Source organism: Spirochaetales bacterium, assembly GCA_016930085.1.
Lineage (GTDB): Bacteria > Spirochaetota > Spirochaetia > SZUA-6 > JAFGRV01 > JAFGHO01.
The window spans coordinates 1-15828 of record JAFGHO010000124.1; the positions used below are offsets into that span (position 1 = coordinate 1).

Here is a 15828-nt window from a genome sequence, read left to right on the forward strand (position 1 = left end):
GTCGCGCCCCGTGTGGGCGCGTGGATTGAAACCCTGATCCGAAATCGTCAACATACAACCCTATCTTCGTCGCGCCCCGTGTGGGCGCGTGGATTGAAACGGGATTGCGTCAGGCAAAACTTTAATGTTCTTTGTGTCGCGCCCCGTGTGGGCGCGTGGATTGAAACAGACTCCCACCTGCCACATTCGGCAAACAATCCCGTCGCGCCCCGTGTGGGCGCGTGGATTGAAACGGGGAGAAAGTCCTGAAATGGGCTGTCCATTTCAGGTCGCGCCCCGTGTGGGCGCGTGGATTGAAACATCGATAGTCTGAAGATACGGAAAACAGAAGACCTGTCGCGCCCCGTGTGGGCGCGTGGATTGAAACCCGGAAAAACTGATTATCCCCTGTATCCTGGCCGGGTCGCGCCCCGTGTGGGCGCGTGGATTGAAACCTATAACAGGGGATGGATATTTGTCACTTATAAGGTCGCGCCCCGTGTGGGCGCGTGGATTGAAACCCGCCTGTGCGGCGCACCCATGTCCTCTGCTCGTGTCGCGCCCCGTGTGGGCGCGTGGATTGAAACAGACGATCATAAAAGCCTGTGAGAAGCTGGCCGGGTCGCGCCCCGTGTGGGCGCGTGGATTGAAACACGGATAGCGAAAGATCGGTCGACGGGAGAACTCTTGTCGCGCCCCGTGTGGGCGCGTGGATTGAAACAGCGTTATTGTGCGGACATGATTTTTGTCGGCATCGTCGCGCCCCGTGTGGGCGCGTGGATTGAAACTCGGGATTATTCCATTTTACATCGGGATGATATTTGTCGCGCCCCGTGTGGGCGCGTGGATTGAAACAATGCCGGCATCATCCGTCCGCTCTTCTATCTCGTCGCGCCCCGTGTGGGCGCGTGGATTGAAACAAAAGTAGTGGCGGCCCGGGCCCCGCCCACCGCCCCGTCGCGCCCCGTGTGGGCGCGTGGATTGAAACCTGAAAAATTCGCTGGTAAATCTCCCAAGCTACCGGTCGCGCCCCGTGTGGGCGCGTGGATTGAAACATCTGCATCACAACCTCCATGTAAAAATCGTTTTTGTCGCGCCCCGTGTGGGCGCGTGGATTGAAACAACAACTTGCAGGACACGATTAACAGCTTTGACGTGGTCGCGCCCCGTGTGGGCGCGTGGATTGAAACCGATAATCAGGGCGCAAGCGATACACTCCCGGCTGTCGCGCCCCGTGTGGGCGCGTGGATTGAAACTCCGGCGATGGAGGAGGAAAACCGATCGGCATATGTCGCGCCCCGTGTGGGCGCGTGGATTGAAACAGGTGCTCTTCGTACCTATATCCTATACGATTCGGTCGCGCCCCGTGTGGGCGCGTGGATTGAAACAACGACATGACGGATGCGCTCAACAAAAATACGGTAGTCGCGCCCCGTGTGGGCGCGTGGATTGAAAATTTACACAAAAGCTTGAGTTTAAAAGCGGGAATCGTTAAACCCCGAGTGGGTACATAAATTGAAAAATGGGAGACTTGAATACCATGGGCATGAAATATCGTCGCATTCCGCGTAGATATATAATGAGGACAACTTTACTTTAAAATATTCAAATGGAGCTGCGAATCCTCGAATAAATACCATACCCCCGAACTTTTCCATAGTAACCGTCTCGTCATTTCATCCCACCACCCCCTCAATCCGTTTCCATCCTACCGTCCGCCGCTGTATCGTCCAATATCCCGCGCCTGACAAAAAGCTCCTTCAGCTGATCGAATCCTATTCCGTACTTCGAGGCTATTTCCATGGCGTAGCTGCTGCCTTCGGGGGGTCCCTTCACGATCTTGAATGTTCGTAAGATGTTATTCGCTTCCTTTTTTTCGGCGACGGCGATCATGCTCACGACGTTGCTTTTCCCTTCTATGGAATTATTGATCTCTTCCGCGGCGATTCCGAGTTCGTGAAGATGGGTCGCGTAGACGACATGAGCTCCCAGGACTCTCAATATCCTGACGATATCGCGGGCGATAAAAAAACTCTCTCCCGCGTTCGTGCTCGAAAAAGATTCGTTCAACAGGAGCAGGCTGTATCCCGTCACGCCGGATACAATTTCATAAAAGCGTTTGGCTTCATCGCCGAGCCTCCCCGTCCCCTTGTCCACCTTTTCCTCGATCGGGAAGTGCGTATAAATGCTTTCGACGGGACTAATCTCCGCCCGCGTTCCGGGCACGTACAGGCCGGTCTGGGCGAACACCTGGGCTATCCCGATCCCCTGCGTGTAGGTCGTTTTTCCGCCCCGGTTCGGGCCCGTCAGTATGATGATGCGCCCGTCCGGGCCGAATGAAACGTCATTTGTAATAACGGAGGATTTCAAATCGGTCTTCCCGCTATTAACGGGAAAACCAAGCGCCAATCCCATATTATAACTCTCATTGATGACGCATTTCTTTTCGTCTTTTTCGAAAATTACGGGCCTGCACATCGGCAGACCGGCTTCCTTCATTCTTTGTATGAGATTAACCGCCCCCAGATAAAAGAAAAACTCTTTTTTCAATCCGGCAAACTGATCGCCCCGTATCGACACGAATTTTCTCAACGATTTTACGATCGGAATACTGATCTTTTTTATCAAGACCGATATATCGCGGAAAAGCGGAACGAGTGTCGGATTGACCTGGTAACCGTGCAGCTCTGGGTTGACGAACATTGTCTTCCCGTCCCAATGAATGTGTTTTCTGGGAGGGGTGTGCAGCTGCGCGATTCCTTCGTATTCATCGACACTCGATCCGAAGAGTTTTTTGAAAATACTTTTATTCCCTGTATATCTTTTTTGATTGATCGAGAGCAATGTCGCTTCGACGGGAAGCAGATCGTTGTTCAGGTTGACACCGATGGAAAAACTCCGAACCCCCCTGATATCCGAAAGAATTCCGGGTAATTCCCGCAGCAGGTTCTTGTATACTTCATCGTCGACGATATCGTTTATATAGGTCTGCAATGCGGCGAGCCCCGCGGACGTAAAAGCGTGTTCGAGTGAGGTGAATGTGTCATGGAATTTCCGCACACAGAATATGTATCCTTCAAGTTCGCTCAACCGGGATGTCAGAGAGTACAATTCGACGTTTTTTTTATCGGCCTGAACCACCGGTTTCCTCCCGGCAAACACATCGAGCATCGGGAGGAGTTCCATAATGACCGCAACAAAGGACGGATTTCGCAGCAAATCATCCAGAATATCCAGCCGGTATTCGATGACATGGTTATCGAGACAGATGTGTTTAAAAACGGCTTCAATTTCGTTCCGATGTTGGGGAATGACGGCTAATTCGGAAATAATGCGGGGAAGATCGAGGTCATTGAATGTCTGGGGGGTTATCGTGAAAGTATCCGAATCGCGGCTTCGTCCGTCCGGCCACAATAAGGAAAAATATTTCCGTTTATTGTCGTCAGGTGATGGATTGTTCATGTATGTATCCTTTCATTAATTATATTAACCCCTTTTTATTGATTAGTTACCGTCCGGAGAATACTTAAAAAGTACCGCAAAGAGCCGGTACAACTCCGATAAATGCGGATTAATGATCCGCGAATACCCCGTATTTACTCATAATGGCTTCAGAAATCGATTTCATTTCCTCCAATGAGACATCGGGTTCTCTATATATGAGTACCAGTACCGTCATGCCGTAATCATAGTGCTTGTTTATTTTCACGTAACGCGTATATTTGTCCCGTATTTCGGGAAAAATATATTCACAGACAAGCTTTTTTCCGCTGAAATTCATTGTAACATCCCTGTAGCCCGATATATGCTTGAATTCACTATTGTTGAAGTCAAAACACAGATAGACCGACGACGCCGACCATAGGGGAGACAAAAGGTAAATATATGCCGGTTTTTCCTTGTGTTTGAGAATGACGCCGTCCCGTACCTCCGAAGCGATCACATACATCGATGCGGGAACGAAGATCTGAAAATAGTCTTTTTTGTATATGCCGTCTTCAGGTAATGCTTCTTTATTTTCAGCATTAAAATTTTTTATATCAAGGGTAAATATATCCTTTATTTCATCGTCATGATTATGTATAAAAGCGTGTTGAGCGTAATCGGATATACGCTTTTCTATGGATGTTTTTCCCGTATCGATTTTCCCGCCCGCCGGTTTGGCGCATGAAGAGAACAAGACGGTGAAGATAATAAAATATACAAGATGTTTCATGATTGTATCTCCCCGTGTCATTATATCACCTTGTGAATTGTCTTGAAAAGTATTTTTACCGTGATTCGGCCCGGGGTAGTCCGGAATCACAATGATAAATTTTATATCGAGGTATTTCATTAACGCCCCCAATCAAAGGTTTGGGTTTCTCAATATATTTTATGGGCTTGATATCGCGCCTGATGGTTCGCGGGGACGCGGTGTTCTCCGGAGGCCAGTCCATGGGTGTCGCCGGGTGAAACCGTATATCCGCGGGCAACCGCTGTTACGGAAATCTATGAGCCTGATATTTTTCCTGTCATTGTTTCAATTTTGACTTTGAGAACCGCGACTTTTTCGACGGCGGCTTCAGGAATATCCCAATTCGTATTTTCCGTAATCTGCCTCATAATGATTTTTAGTCCCTCGATCTTTTTTTCGTTCTCAATGACATTATGAATTGTTCCTTGACAAATGACCGACCTGAACTTCGTGCCGGAATCACACGCTTTTTCCGATGTGACAACATCTATCGAATCCGTAATTTCAACGCATACGTTGTTATTAACGTGCAACAAGTCGATTTTCTTTCCTTCCAATGCAGAATGCACGAAAATCTCATTTCCCTCATAACCATAGTTCATGGGAATAATATAAGGCCGTTCACCGTCGACAAAAGCTATTCTGCAAATCGAATTTTTTTTCAGGATATCTTCTAATAATCTTTGGTCCGTTATTTGTTTGTCTTTTCTTCTCATAATGTAAAATTATCGATAAATACGCTTTACGTATCTATATACTCCTTATATACGTCAATAGATGCTCTTCGCATTTTCCGGCAGATTTCTGACATGATTCAAAAAAGACAGCACTTTTGAGTTTTTTTCTGCAGGAAAATCAAAATTATATTCTCGGGCGACGAACCCGGCGGTTTGTTTGAAAAAATCATGGAAGACGAATAACGAATCCCATAGATCGTCATAATCGGAACCGGCATATGTTCCTACATATGCTTCCCATTTCTCCGGTTCGAGAAATCGCTGAATATACTTGCCTTTTGATCCGATTGACTTTTCAAATCCGGTCTTGATCCCGATTTCCCAGGACAACATCATCACGACCGGTTCACGCAGCCACCCCTCTATATAAAATTTCAGCAACGGCAGTTTTTTTCTCCATATCGTTTTCGGAATGTGTGACCCCAAAGCAAAATAAAAAGCATTACAGCAGCCGGAATAAAGATCCTTTGTCGGAGGTGAAATGAAGTAGCTTTTTTCACTCGGCGGAGGAAGATGCTTGCAGAGACCGTCCTTGTCGAGAAGAACAAGGGTCAAACTGTCGTTTACATGATTCTTCAATGTATCAATATGAAAGAATGAAAGATCCAGCCGGTTTCCATCCAATAATTGTATATTGTAATTGTGGCAACTGCCGTCGGCTTCAGCCGGCGGCCAGGGTCCCGTATTGGGCTGTTCGACTACCATCATTTCGCCAAACCGGAATACAATGTCATTTTCATTCCCGAATGGCTCGATATCAGTCACATAACATGAAACATCATAATCCTGAAAAATGTCTTTTTCGGCATCCGGATTCGCCCTCGACCCGTTCAATATGACGACGCGTATTTTTGCATCTGAACCTGCAAAATCCATTATCAAGGTAAACATTTCTTTTTCGGTTTTTGTCTTCATTTATAATTCCGATTCGGTTTTCATTACTGCTGTTTGCCGTTTTTGATTTTATATCTGATCCAGATATAATTGTTTTCCAACATCTCCGTTTTAATGAGTTCCAGGTTGATAACGTCTTCGAAAGATGTCAAATCCTCAGCCGTAAATATAGTTTTCGGAGATTCGCCGCCCGTCAATTGAGGCGCAACAACAATACTTAACTCCTCGACGAGCCGTTGTCTCAATAAGACACCGGCCAGAATACCGCCGCTGTCGATTCTGATCGTATTAATATTAAATTTATTATATATCTCTTCCAGTGCGTGTTTTAAATCCACTTTCGTTTTGCCGGAGATTATGAAATTAATATTTTCTTTTTCCAGCAGTTTTACATATGCAGCCGGTGTGGTTTCGGAACACAGGACGATAGGAGTGCTGTTCCACCACGCCTGATTTTTTATTATATCCCAGTTCTTTATTTTGCCGTTACTATCCACGACAATTAAATATTGATCGTCCATTTTCTTGATATCTTTTTCCGGAGACATTTCCGCCTTCAGCATCGTAGTGCTGCCGGAGATCATCGCGTCGAATTTCCGGTCCGATATGATTCTGTAATACAGAAAATCATCCGGTTTTAGCCAGTCAATCCTCCCGTCGATACTGCTTTCAATGTGATAGACTATTTTTGGTAACATTGTTGCTCCTTTTTAATGTAATTGCTAATAATATTCAAATGGCTGGTTATGTTTTCCCAGCCTTGCGGCGAAGCCTGGAAGTCTATGTTACACTTCATCATTTAACCGGGGCGTCTTTTAAATATCCGTCCTGACCAGCTTACATCATCGATATAGACCGTCATACCCCCGGCAACTTCACAAACCGCATTTGTGGTTTCTGTAGGACTGCCGTCTTCATAAAAAACCAACGTATCATCGACATAAACTGAATAGTTATGTTTTCTCAAAATTACCTTTACCCTATACCATTGATCGGCGGTGAGAATTACATTTAAATCAATGTCCTCTCCCTGTGTTTGGCTTTCTATGTGTGCTTTCAAACCGGGTGAAATACCGAAGGTCGATCTGTCGTCGAATGAGTTTCCATAGTAACGAAAAGTCAAAGCAGTCCACCCTTCCGCATATTCAACCAGTTTCAACCTATAGTCCAATTCATATTCCCAATCCGTTCTCAATGGTCTTTCATTGGGGCCGCCATGAAAACTAAAACCCGAATAATGCGGGTGATTTTCTTCCGGAATGAAAATATCCGATGAAGATATTAATTTTAAAACCATATTGCCGTTGTCATCAATGGCTTGCGGTTTATAATCCGAATCCGACTGCCAAGACTGTATGGTTGTGGGGATTTTTCCTGATTCAAACGATTCATCCAAAAGAACCGGAACGGTGTTTTTTTCCGGTTCTGTATCGGCTTTTATTCGTTGAATCGAATTGCAGCCGCCGGGTAGTATAATAAATGAGATAATTATCAATGCAAACAATATGGCTGAACATCCAATAGCCGATCCGGCGAGAGAGTTAGATAATCGTTTCATGATTCAGTTCCTCCTGTCATAAAAAAATGATAGAATAAAACGATCCGATTTGCAAGGGCAGTGTCGATCAATGTTCGTAATTCAATGTACGGGACGCCGATTTTCATCACGAGTCACCTTTATTGAACTTTATTATATTACCACAAAATTTGGCAATAGAATGACGCATAACGTCCTGTAGCTTGACACCGGAGTGAAGCGTGGGAAATCCGGGCGGAGGGTTATTCTACGCCCGAAGCAGTCAACGCTCTGTTGAATCTATGGCAAAACCCGGCCGAACAGAATACACAATCATATATGTCATACACAATAGACTCCATTTGAGGATACACCAATTCAAACAATCCGAAAAACAACTTATACTCGGGACTCATCAAGAATTTCACCCTTTATTCCATTCTTTCAAATCTATCCTGACTATATACCATGCATACAGGAAATTAATTCAGTATCCGCAAATAAACGTAAAAAATGATATCGTTTATTACGAAAACTGCTTTCTCTGCATGAAAATGAATGACGCCGATAATGCATTAATGAAAGCTATCTGAATTAACCCCGTCACTCCCGTAAAAATTCTTCTCTTCCTACCGCCCTCCGTGTCGCGCCTGCGGCAGTCCAACAATAGAACCGCGCTTCCGTCCGTTCATCCTCAGTCACCATAAAAGCCTTCTCTGTGTGCCCTGTGAACTCTGTGTGAAACAATATTTATTAAAGGTCTCACACAGGGCCCGCAGAGAACACAGAGAAAGAAATTATTTCCTCTTCCTCTGCCCTCTCGTCTCCCGGGCGCCGCTGAAACTGGCTGCCCGGGTCCTTCCTGTTGAAAAAGGATTGTGGTAATCCTTTTTTCAATATAACTCGTTTTGAAAAAAAACAATACCCAGGCTGTAAATAACATCTCCTGCATGAAACCGAATCGTTCGCCGATGGGGGATAGCGGTTCCCGGCGGCGCGTTACAGCCCCCAGGGATAGTAATCCCGCTTGAGGCAATACATTCCGGTTTGAGATATGCCGCAGTCGATGCTTGCTTCGAGGGGGTCGTCCCGGACATAGAGTCCCTTGATTGTTATGTGATATACTCCCGGAGAGAGGTCCGTTATTTCATAATCGGTGTCGAACAGACAGAGACAGTCGCAGTATCCCTCGGTTTCCGCTTCCGTTATGATGATGCCGTTATTCTCGATCGTTACTTCGGAAACGATTTTACCCGGACAGCAGTTGAAACACGCGTTCGCATGGGTAAGGGCAAGCGTGTTGCTTTCGCCATCGTACCGATAGACGATGCAGTCAGCGCCGGACGATACCGTTTCGGGTTCCGTCTTTTCATCAAAGGTTTTACAGCCATTGCTTTCCGTGAGTCTTCCGGCGGCCGCCGGTGCCTTTCCGGTGTCGGTACAGCCGGATATTAAGAACAGGGTTGTTACGGCGCTCGATAACAGTAACGTTCGCATCAAAGACGCCCGGCTTTTTTGCTTGATTTTTCTTTTTATTGCGGTAGAACCTGACATAAGCTTGTTACCCCCTGAACGTCCCGGATGAGACGCTACTATTATCGTCCGCTTTACGAACGTATATTTACCTATCATATCACGGAACGACCGTCATTGCAAGCGGCCGGGGCGGCATCGAGTGCTCCACCGGTATGCCGGGGGAATGATATTGGGCCGGATCGTCCGGTCTTACTTGATTTTTCTGATATAATATGGTATGATTTTCCGTTAAAAAAGGAGTTATTTTCCCGGATGATAAAAATATGGAAAGACCGATGCTTCGGCACGTCGAACCGGGGGGCGTTTGAGGCCGCCGGCTGAATGTATGAAAAAGACAGTTATTTCCTTGTGTATTTTTCTTGTTATCGTGAATCTTTTCGCAAATGAAACCCGTTCACGCAAGGAAACCATTCTGTTTCTCCCTTTTCTCAATAATGGCGACGGCAAAGACGACCGTTTTTGTCGTCTTATTCCCGGGATCATGGATTTGTTTATGAAAAACGGCTCGTCGTACGCATCCGTTTCTCCCGGTATCGTGCGTGAATATATCCGCCTGCGGGGATACGAACATGACGATTTCTGGAAAAACGATACGTTGTACACGATCGCGGCGGATTTTTCAGCCGATTTCATTGTGAGGGGAAAATTCAGGATAGAGACCGATTATAGTGAAATAAGTATCGAGGTGGTCGACATATCGGCGAATAAAGTCGTCTACCGGAGCAGGAGCCGGGGGCTTGGCGGCGGTGAAGCGGGGGCTTCCATGTCTGAAATGATCGTTAAAATCGTCCGCGGTTTCGCATCCGTACTGAACATTCCCCCATACGAGGTGGAATACGGTTATTTCACGTTCATCACCGAACACCCGTGCGCCGTTGTCGTCGATGACGAAGAAATCGGTCTTACCCCGTTTTCCCTTTGTTTTCCGGCCGGTCCGCACGCGATGAAACTTGTTTATGATTACGGGACGGCGGGCGGTATCGTGTGGGAGGAGTTCGTCGATCTGTCGCCCGGTGAAAACAGGATAATCGAAAAAAAAGTGCTGGTGAATATCGACATAACGGCCGAACGGGAATGCATGGTGTTTCTCGACGGCAGGTATATCGGAACGGGTGACTATACGGGAACGATCACAGCCGGCCGGGACCACGCGTTGAGGGCCGTGTATCGCGATGAAACGGGGAATGAAACTGTGGTGAATGAAAGAATCGTCGCATCCGAGCGAGATGATATTTCCGTTTATATTAATGTGACCGCAAGCATACGGATTAGCGGTGGGGATAACCGCCTTCGTGCGGAAATCAACGGTGAGACCACCGCCATACTGCCCGCGGCCCTGAATCATATCCTCCCCGGTAATTACCATGTCCGCGTGCTTCTTTCAGACCCGCTCGACAACAGCGAATGGTGTTTCCATGAGGAGTATGTGGAACTCTCGGCCGGCGAAACCGGAAAAATCGATGTTGAGGATATCGATTTCGATTACCGGTGGGGATTGTGCCTTGTCCCCTCGGCCGCGCAGTATTATAACCGTGAACCGGGGAAAGGGAATCTGGTGCTTTCGGGATTTCTTTCTTCCGCGGCCTTTACCGCGGCCACGGGGATGTTTGCAGCCGGATTTTACGATGAATACACGCGGAGGCGTGAAGCGGGCGTAAAAGAGCACCTCGCGGACCATCTCAGACAAAGCGCAAATTTTTTTAAAGGCCTTTACTATTGCGGTATATTTATGGCCGGTGTGTGGTATACCGTCTCCTGTATCGACGGATGGAAAACCATGGACCGGATTCATGGACTTTTTTACGGAAACGGGGCGGACGGTCGGGCAATACCGGTGCGGAAATGAGAATTCGGGAAAGGGCGTAGAGAGGTGCAACCGGTTAATAAACGGAAAGGACAGCGTATGGAGCATTCGGTTTATTATCATATTGAAAAGATTGGCGGTACGAACGGCCCGGTACGGGGGAACGTGGCTCTTCCGGGAAAGACGGCGCTGTGTGTTTTGTTCTCTGCAATATTCACACAACTGTGTTTTTCCTGCCTGTATACGCCGCAGTACCCGGTGACACCGCGGTTCGATACGGCGGTCGGGGATCCTTTCGGGATCGAAACACGTGAGGATGAATATCTGGGGAATCAGCAATATTATATGATACGGGTCGGGTCGTATGTCGTGGATACGAACAATAACACCGTCGATGTTTTTGGGGTTGCGAACAGGGAGTTCATATATTATATCAATAAAAGCGAAAAATACAATCTTTTCGATTATATGACCGTCCGTTTGACGGTACCGATCACCGGTATTGACGCCGTAAGGGATTTTATAGCCGTGGATATTCTGGGGGGAGGGGAAGGCAGAAACAATGCCTTTCTTTCGGTATGGGGGAATGATGCCGACGGGGACGGAAATTACGAAACATACGGCGATGTATATTTTATCCGGACTTTTGCGGACATTTCGGATATTAATACCGGGGGCAATGCCTTCAACCTGACGGCCGGTGATTCCAATGGAGCCCCCACACTCGCCTTTGTCGATATAGACGATGATGAGGACTTCGACGCCTTCGTCGGGTCGGATCACGGAAATATTTTTTTCTTCGAAAATGTCGGGACTCGGAAAAAGCCCGATTTCGCGAATTATGCAACGAACCCGTTCAATATCGTCAACGCGGGCCGGTATTCGGTTCCCGCCTTCGCGGATATCGACGAGGATCATGATTATGATCTTTTCGTGGGCGTCGTTTCCGGGGACGTCGTCTATTTCGAGAATACCGGAGATCGAGTAACACCCGTGTTTTCCGAACCGGAGCCGAATCCCTTCGGTATCGAGTCCGCCGCGTCGTTTGCCTCGCCTTTTTTTTACGATATCGATGAAGACGGCGACATGGACCTCTACCTCGGATACAGTGACGGTATTCTCGGCAGAACTTTATTCTACGGGAATATTTCCTATTGACGGCACGGGAGGACGACGGATGAAAGGCAATGGAAAAGGAAAAGCGCCGAACGGGAATAAAAACCTGCCGGTACTGCTTCTCTGTTTTTTCTTCGGCGCGGCCGGAGTCTACGGACTTCCGGACGTCAAAAAGGTGTTGATCGTGCCGTTTGAAAACAGGGACGAGAAAAAATACGATTACCTGAAGGAACTCATCCCCAATTCGTTCATCGACAATCTCTCGGATTCGGGAGATTTTCTCGCGGTCCCATTGGTACGTTATTACGCCCTGTTGAAGGATACGGGACGCGAAGCCGGCGAGCACAGGAACATCGATGCCCTTATCGCGGCAGGAGCGGCACTCGATGCGGACTACATTATCCGCGGGGGGTATTCGGTTGCCGCCGATTTTATTTCGATTGATTTCGAGGTGTTCGATATTGTTCAGCACAAAATCATCTACAAACGGGAGGATTACGGAAAAGGCGGTCTTTCGATGTTCGAAACCCTCGACGAATTGATTGAGGTAATGAAAAACGACTTTATCGAGGTAACCTCCGGATACGTTTCGTATTCGATCGAGGCGGAAGGGCCGTGTATCCTTTACATCGACGACCGCTATGTGGGGAAGACACCGGCCGAAATCTATCTTTCCGCAGGCAGGCACGGCCTGAAGGCCGTCTGCGATGGAGGAAACGAAGAATATACGGTATATGACGGACCGATTTACGCGGGCGAAACGGAAAGAAACCGACTTTTCCTCAAGGTATTCGTTCGATGCGAATTAAACGCTGAAGTCGAATCTCATGTCTACATAAACGGACAACCGGCGGGTAAAACGCCGTTTACGGGGACCCTGTATGCGGGGAATACTTACCGGATAAAACTGACAACAACAGACAGGGCGGGGAAGGAAGTCGCGGTCGCTGAGGAAACGATTTCGACCGTCACCGGGGAGGATATTCTACGTAATTTCAAGGTGACCGGAACAATTGAGCTTGCGGGCGTGAACGGGGCGATAAAAGGACGCATCGAGAACGGGACGGGATACGTGTTGCCCCACCTGTTCGAACATCTTCTTCCCGGGGATTATGGCGTCGAGTTTTTTCTCGATGTTCCGGACGCGAATAGAACCTTTGTGTTCCATGGCGAACATCTGTACCTTAATCCGGCGGACAATAAAATCGTCGATATCGGTTCGAAAGCATACAAGCCCATATGGCCGTTGTGTTTTGTCCCTGCCGCCGCCCAATTCCATAACCAGGAACCGCGCAAGGGTTTGATCGTTTTGTCGTCTTTTTTGGTTTTTCTCATCGCCGGGTGCGGCTCGTTTTATTGCGAAGAATATTTCTATAGCGAATATGTCGGGCTTCAGAACGCCGGCCGCGATAACTTGGCCGGATCCGCCTATGCGACCATGGAGGTGTTCCAGGCGTTGAAACTTTTCGCTTTCATTATCTCGGGCGGCGTGTATCTTTATTCGTTTTGTGACGGGCTGGCGGGTATGAATGAGCTCGACAGACGCATCAATTCCGGGAAGCCATAGGGGCTGTCGCCCGTACCATGCAGGGACCCTCCTGCGACCGGCTGATTCACCGTTTGCTTGGACAGTGAAAAAGCGGTTGACAAAGCCTTTATGAGGTGATATTATAATTGTCTTAAACAGGCATAATAAAAATAAAATAAGCTTTAAAAGGAATAACAATGAAAGAATATGCTTTTAAAAAAACCGGCACGGTGTGTGCCTTCCTGATTTTATTGCTTTCTTTTTTCTCATGCCCGCCCCGTCCGAGCTTGCCGCCCCCTCCCCCCACATGCGCGCCCACGGCGGTACCGTGTGTCGAGCCGGGTTTTTCTTTCGGCGAACCCGAAATACTCGATTTCGGTGACGATACGACGGGCCTTGATCCTTTTACCATATTCGAGAATTTCCCGGAGTCCGACACGCCGAAAACGGGTATCGGCATTATTTCCTGGAAATTGAAGTTGAATCAGGTCACGGGAAGGGAAGAGCCGGAAATATCGTTGATGTTGTATATATATCACGGTGAGGACGGGTCGATTGAAAAATATGGCCCAGGGGTGACGACAATATTCCCGTTCCGTTCGGCCTCGAAGGCGAATCTTTTCGATTCATGCAATCTCGGTCTTATGGCGGGAATATGGAATGGTTATCTCATATACGGGGAAATCGAGTTTTTTACGGATGATCCGGGCATTATCCCCAATATCGAAAATATTGTATACGGATGCGACATCGGTTTGTGCCCCCGTTTGGATTTTGCCGAGGGTGAAAATTATCCGACGGCAATCTCACCATTTATGGTCGATATCGACAACAATGGTTCACTCGACGCCTTTCTCGGTTCGGATGATGGAAGAATTTATTATTATAAAAATACGGGGGAGGAAGAAGATCCTTTTTTTGAAAAGGTCGATGATGAAAGCCCCTTCGGTATAATAGTGGAAGATGAATGGAACTATACGGTACCCTGTTTTGTCTGGATGGAGGATCGCTACGACCTCTTCATCAGCGATTCGAACGGCAATATCCATTATTTCAGGAATTACGGTACAAGAGAGGAACCCCTTTTCAACGGATATGAAACAAATCCCTTCGGTTTGAAGAATGTGGGACCCGATGCCGCGATAAGCTTTTTCGATATCGATAACGATTGCGATCTCGACGCCTTTGTCGGATACAGCACCGACTACAATGCATGCAAGGGGGAAGTCGCCCTCTTCAGGAATAATATCGCCGCCCGTTAGTGATTTCACGTCCGTCATGCGTGACGGCGTTTAAAGATCCGCGATATCCTCCGAAGGTATCGAATAGACATACACGGTCGCGGAATCGATCGAGCAGTCATAATCTTCCTGTTTTACCGTCGTATAGGAAAAAAGCGACTGGTACGTACCGTTCCCGTCCTCGTATTCGTAGCAGAACCTCACCTCCCCCATCCCCGTGACAAAGAGTTCCTTCCCGGAGAGCGAATATCCCCGCGCGATACCGTTCTGATACGTAAAGATATCCCCCGAGCTGAGCAGATGTTTTCCGGGTCTGCTCATGGAAATTTTCTGGGGCGACTGCCTGTCGAGCCATGTATATGTTTTATAAGATGAACCATAATAATAACTCATGAGGCTGCGATTTTCACCCGCATCGTGCGAGTAAAAGACATCCTGCCAGACCGGATCGGGAAGGGAGATATAATCCAATGGTCCCGAATGTGTGCATTGGGGATCGATTAAATCCGTCCCGTAAGAGAGGGAGAAGCTTGCTTCGAAATACCTGATCGTCCCGTAATATTCATTATCGCTTGAAAAAAGAATATATACCCTCCCGTCGACGGGACTCAGATACACGCCGTTTATGGAAGGGTTATTGTCAAGTCCCAGGAAACTATTATAATATTCAGATATGAGATAGCTCAGTTCCTGTTCGTATCCGAAATACCAGTAGATGTAATCATAATCGTAAACGGCGACATTAAATCGCGTGGTGTTTCCGTCATAATTGACGCATAAAAGCCGTCCGGGATATCCTGCTATGGTATCAAAGAGATAATTCGGTTCATGTTCGTTTGAATCCGTTATTTCAAAATGATCAGAGCCATAAATATTCCCGTTTGCGTCGAGGTACCAGATTTCAAAGTGCGTATCATGATGCTTGACGATAAAACCCTGTTTATAATATCCCTTGTCCGGAATAAAAAATATCGAATCTTTTTCGCCGTCATAACACTGGTTGAGATCATGGATGGGGCCGGCCGTTGCCTTTTGATCGAGTTTCGAGATAAAGGAGACGGTCAGGGAAAGTTCCTCGTCGAATAAAACACCCCTGCAGGAAAGACAGACTATACTTATTATAATGAGTGCAATGGTGTGTTTCATGGTATTATGCCCTCCATGGTTAATATACTAGCGCCGTAAGGCAATCGGAAAGAAAAAAAACAGGGATAATTCAAGATTTTTCATGATAAAAAAA

12 protein-coding genes and 1 CRISPR repeat array are annotated in these 15828 nt (G+C 47.3%); of the genes, 4 read left to right on the top strand and 8 right to left on the bottom strand.

All coding sequences use genetic code 11. The annotated features are described in order from the left end of the window. Positions 1-1435: a CRISPR direct-repeat array (repeat unit 32 nt; unit sequence GTCGCGCCCCGTGTGGGCGCGTGGATTGAAAC). Positions 1436-1671: 236 nt separating this feature from the next. From JW881_20585 to JW881_20615, 7 genes are all read right to left on the bottom strand, one after another. Next, a complete protein-coding gene (locus JW881_20585; protein ID MBN1699918.1) occupies positions 1672-3441 on the bottom strand; it encodes a hypothetical protein in 1770 nt (589 codons plus the stop codon). A 109-nt stretch (positions 3442-3550) separates the two neighbouring features. After that, positions 3551-4195 (bottom strand): hypothetical protein, encoded by a 645-nt coding sequence (locus tag JW881_20590; GenBank protein ID MBN1699919.1) that lies wholly within the window; start codon positions 4193-4195, stop codon positions 3551-3553. A 275-nt stretch (positions 4196-4470) separates the two neighbouring features. Next, positions 4471-4932 (bottom strand): pyridoxamine 5'-phosphate oxidase family protein, encoded by a 462-nt coding sequence (locus tag JW881_20595; GenBank protein MBN1699920.1) that lies wholly within the window; start codon positions 4930-4932, stop codon positions 4471-4473. A gap of 54 nt (positions 4933-4986) precedes the next feature. Next, positions 4987-5868 carry an aminoglycoside 6-adenylyltransferase gene (locus JW881_20600; protein ID MBN1699921.1) on the bottom strand — a complete coding sequence of 294 codons (882 nt, stop codon included), beginning with the start codon at positions 5866-5868 and terminating at the stop codon, positions 4987-4989. Positions 5869-5891: 23 nt separating this feature from the next. After that, positions 5892-6545 carry a RibD family protein gene (locus tag JW881_20605; GenBank protein ID MBN1699922.1) on the bottom strand — a complete coding sequence of 218 codons (654 nt, stop codon included), beginning with the start codon at positions 6543-6545 and terminating at the stop codon, positions 5892-5894. A 101-nt stretch (positions 6546-6646) separates the two neighbouring features. Next, positions 6647-7405, bottom strand: coding sequence for a hypothetical protein (locus JW881_20610; GenBank protein ID MBN1699923.1), 759 nt, complete (start codon positions 7403-7405; stop codon positions 6647-6649). A 957-nt stretch (positions 7406-8362) separates the two neighbouring features. Then, complete coding sequence (locus JW881_20615; GenBank protein MBN1699924.1) at positions 8363-8860, bottom strand: hypothetical protein; 498 nt, start codon at positions 8858-8860, stop codon at positions 8363-8365. Positions 8861-9224: 364 nt separating this feature from the next. Between JW881_20615 and JW881_20620 the strand changes: the two genes are divergently transcribed. From JW881_20620 to JW881_20635, 4 genes are all read left to right on the top strand, one after another. Beyond that, a complete protein-coding gene (locus JW881_20620) occupies positions 9225-10745 on the top strand; it encodes a hypothetical protein (protein ID MBN1699925.1) in 1521 nt (506 codons plus the stop codon). A 57-nt stretch (positions 10746-10802) separates the two neighbouring features. Continuing rightward, complete coding sequence (locus JW881_20625; protein ID MBN1699926.1) at positions 10803-11861, top strand: hypothetical protein; 1059 nt, start codon at positions 10803-10805, stop codon at positions 11859-11861. 19 nt (positions 11862-11880) lie between these two features. Beyond that, positions 11881-13386: a hypothetical protein gene (locus tag JW881_20630; GenBank protein MBN1699927.1), complete on the top strand. Its 1506-nt coding sequence runs from the start codon at positions 11881-11883 to the stop codon at positions 13384-13386. A gap of 158 nt (positions 13387-13544) precedes the next feature. Continuing rightward, a complete protein-coding gene (locus JW881_20635) occupies positions 13545-14609 on the top strand; it encodes a hypothetical protein (protein MBN1699928.1) in 1065 nt (354 codons plus the stop codon). Positions 14610-14639: 30 nt separating this feature from the next. On the opposite strand, the gene JW881_20640 is transcribed toward JW881_20635, so the two are convergent. Next, positions 14640-15734 (bottom strand): hypothetical protein, encoded by a 1095-nt coding sequence (locus tag JW881_20640; protein MBN1699929.1) that lies wholly within the window; start codon positions 15732-15734, stop codon positions 14640-14642. Positions 15735-15828 lie beyond the last annotated feature (94 nt).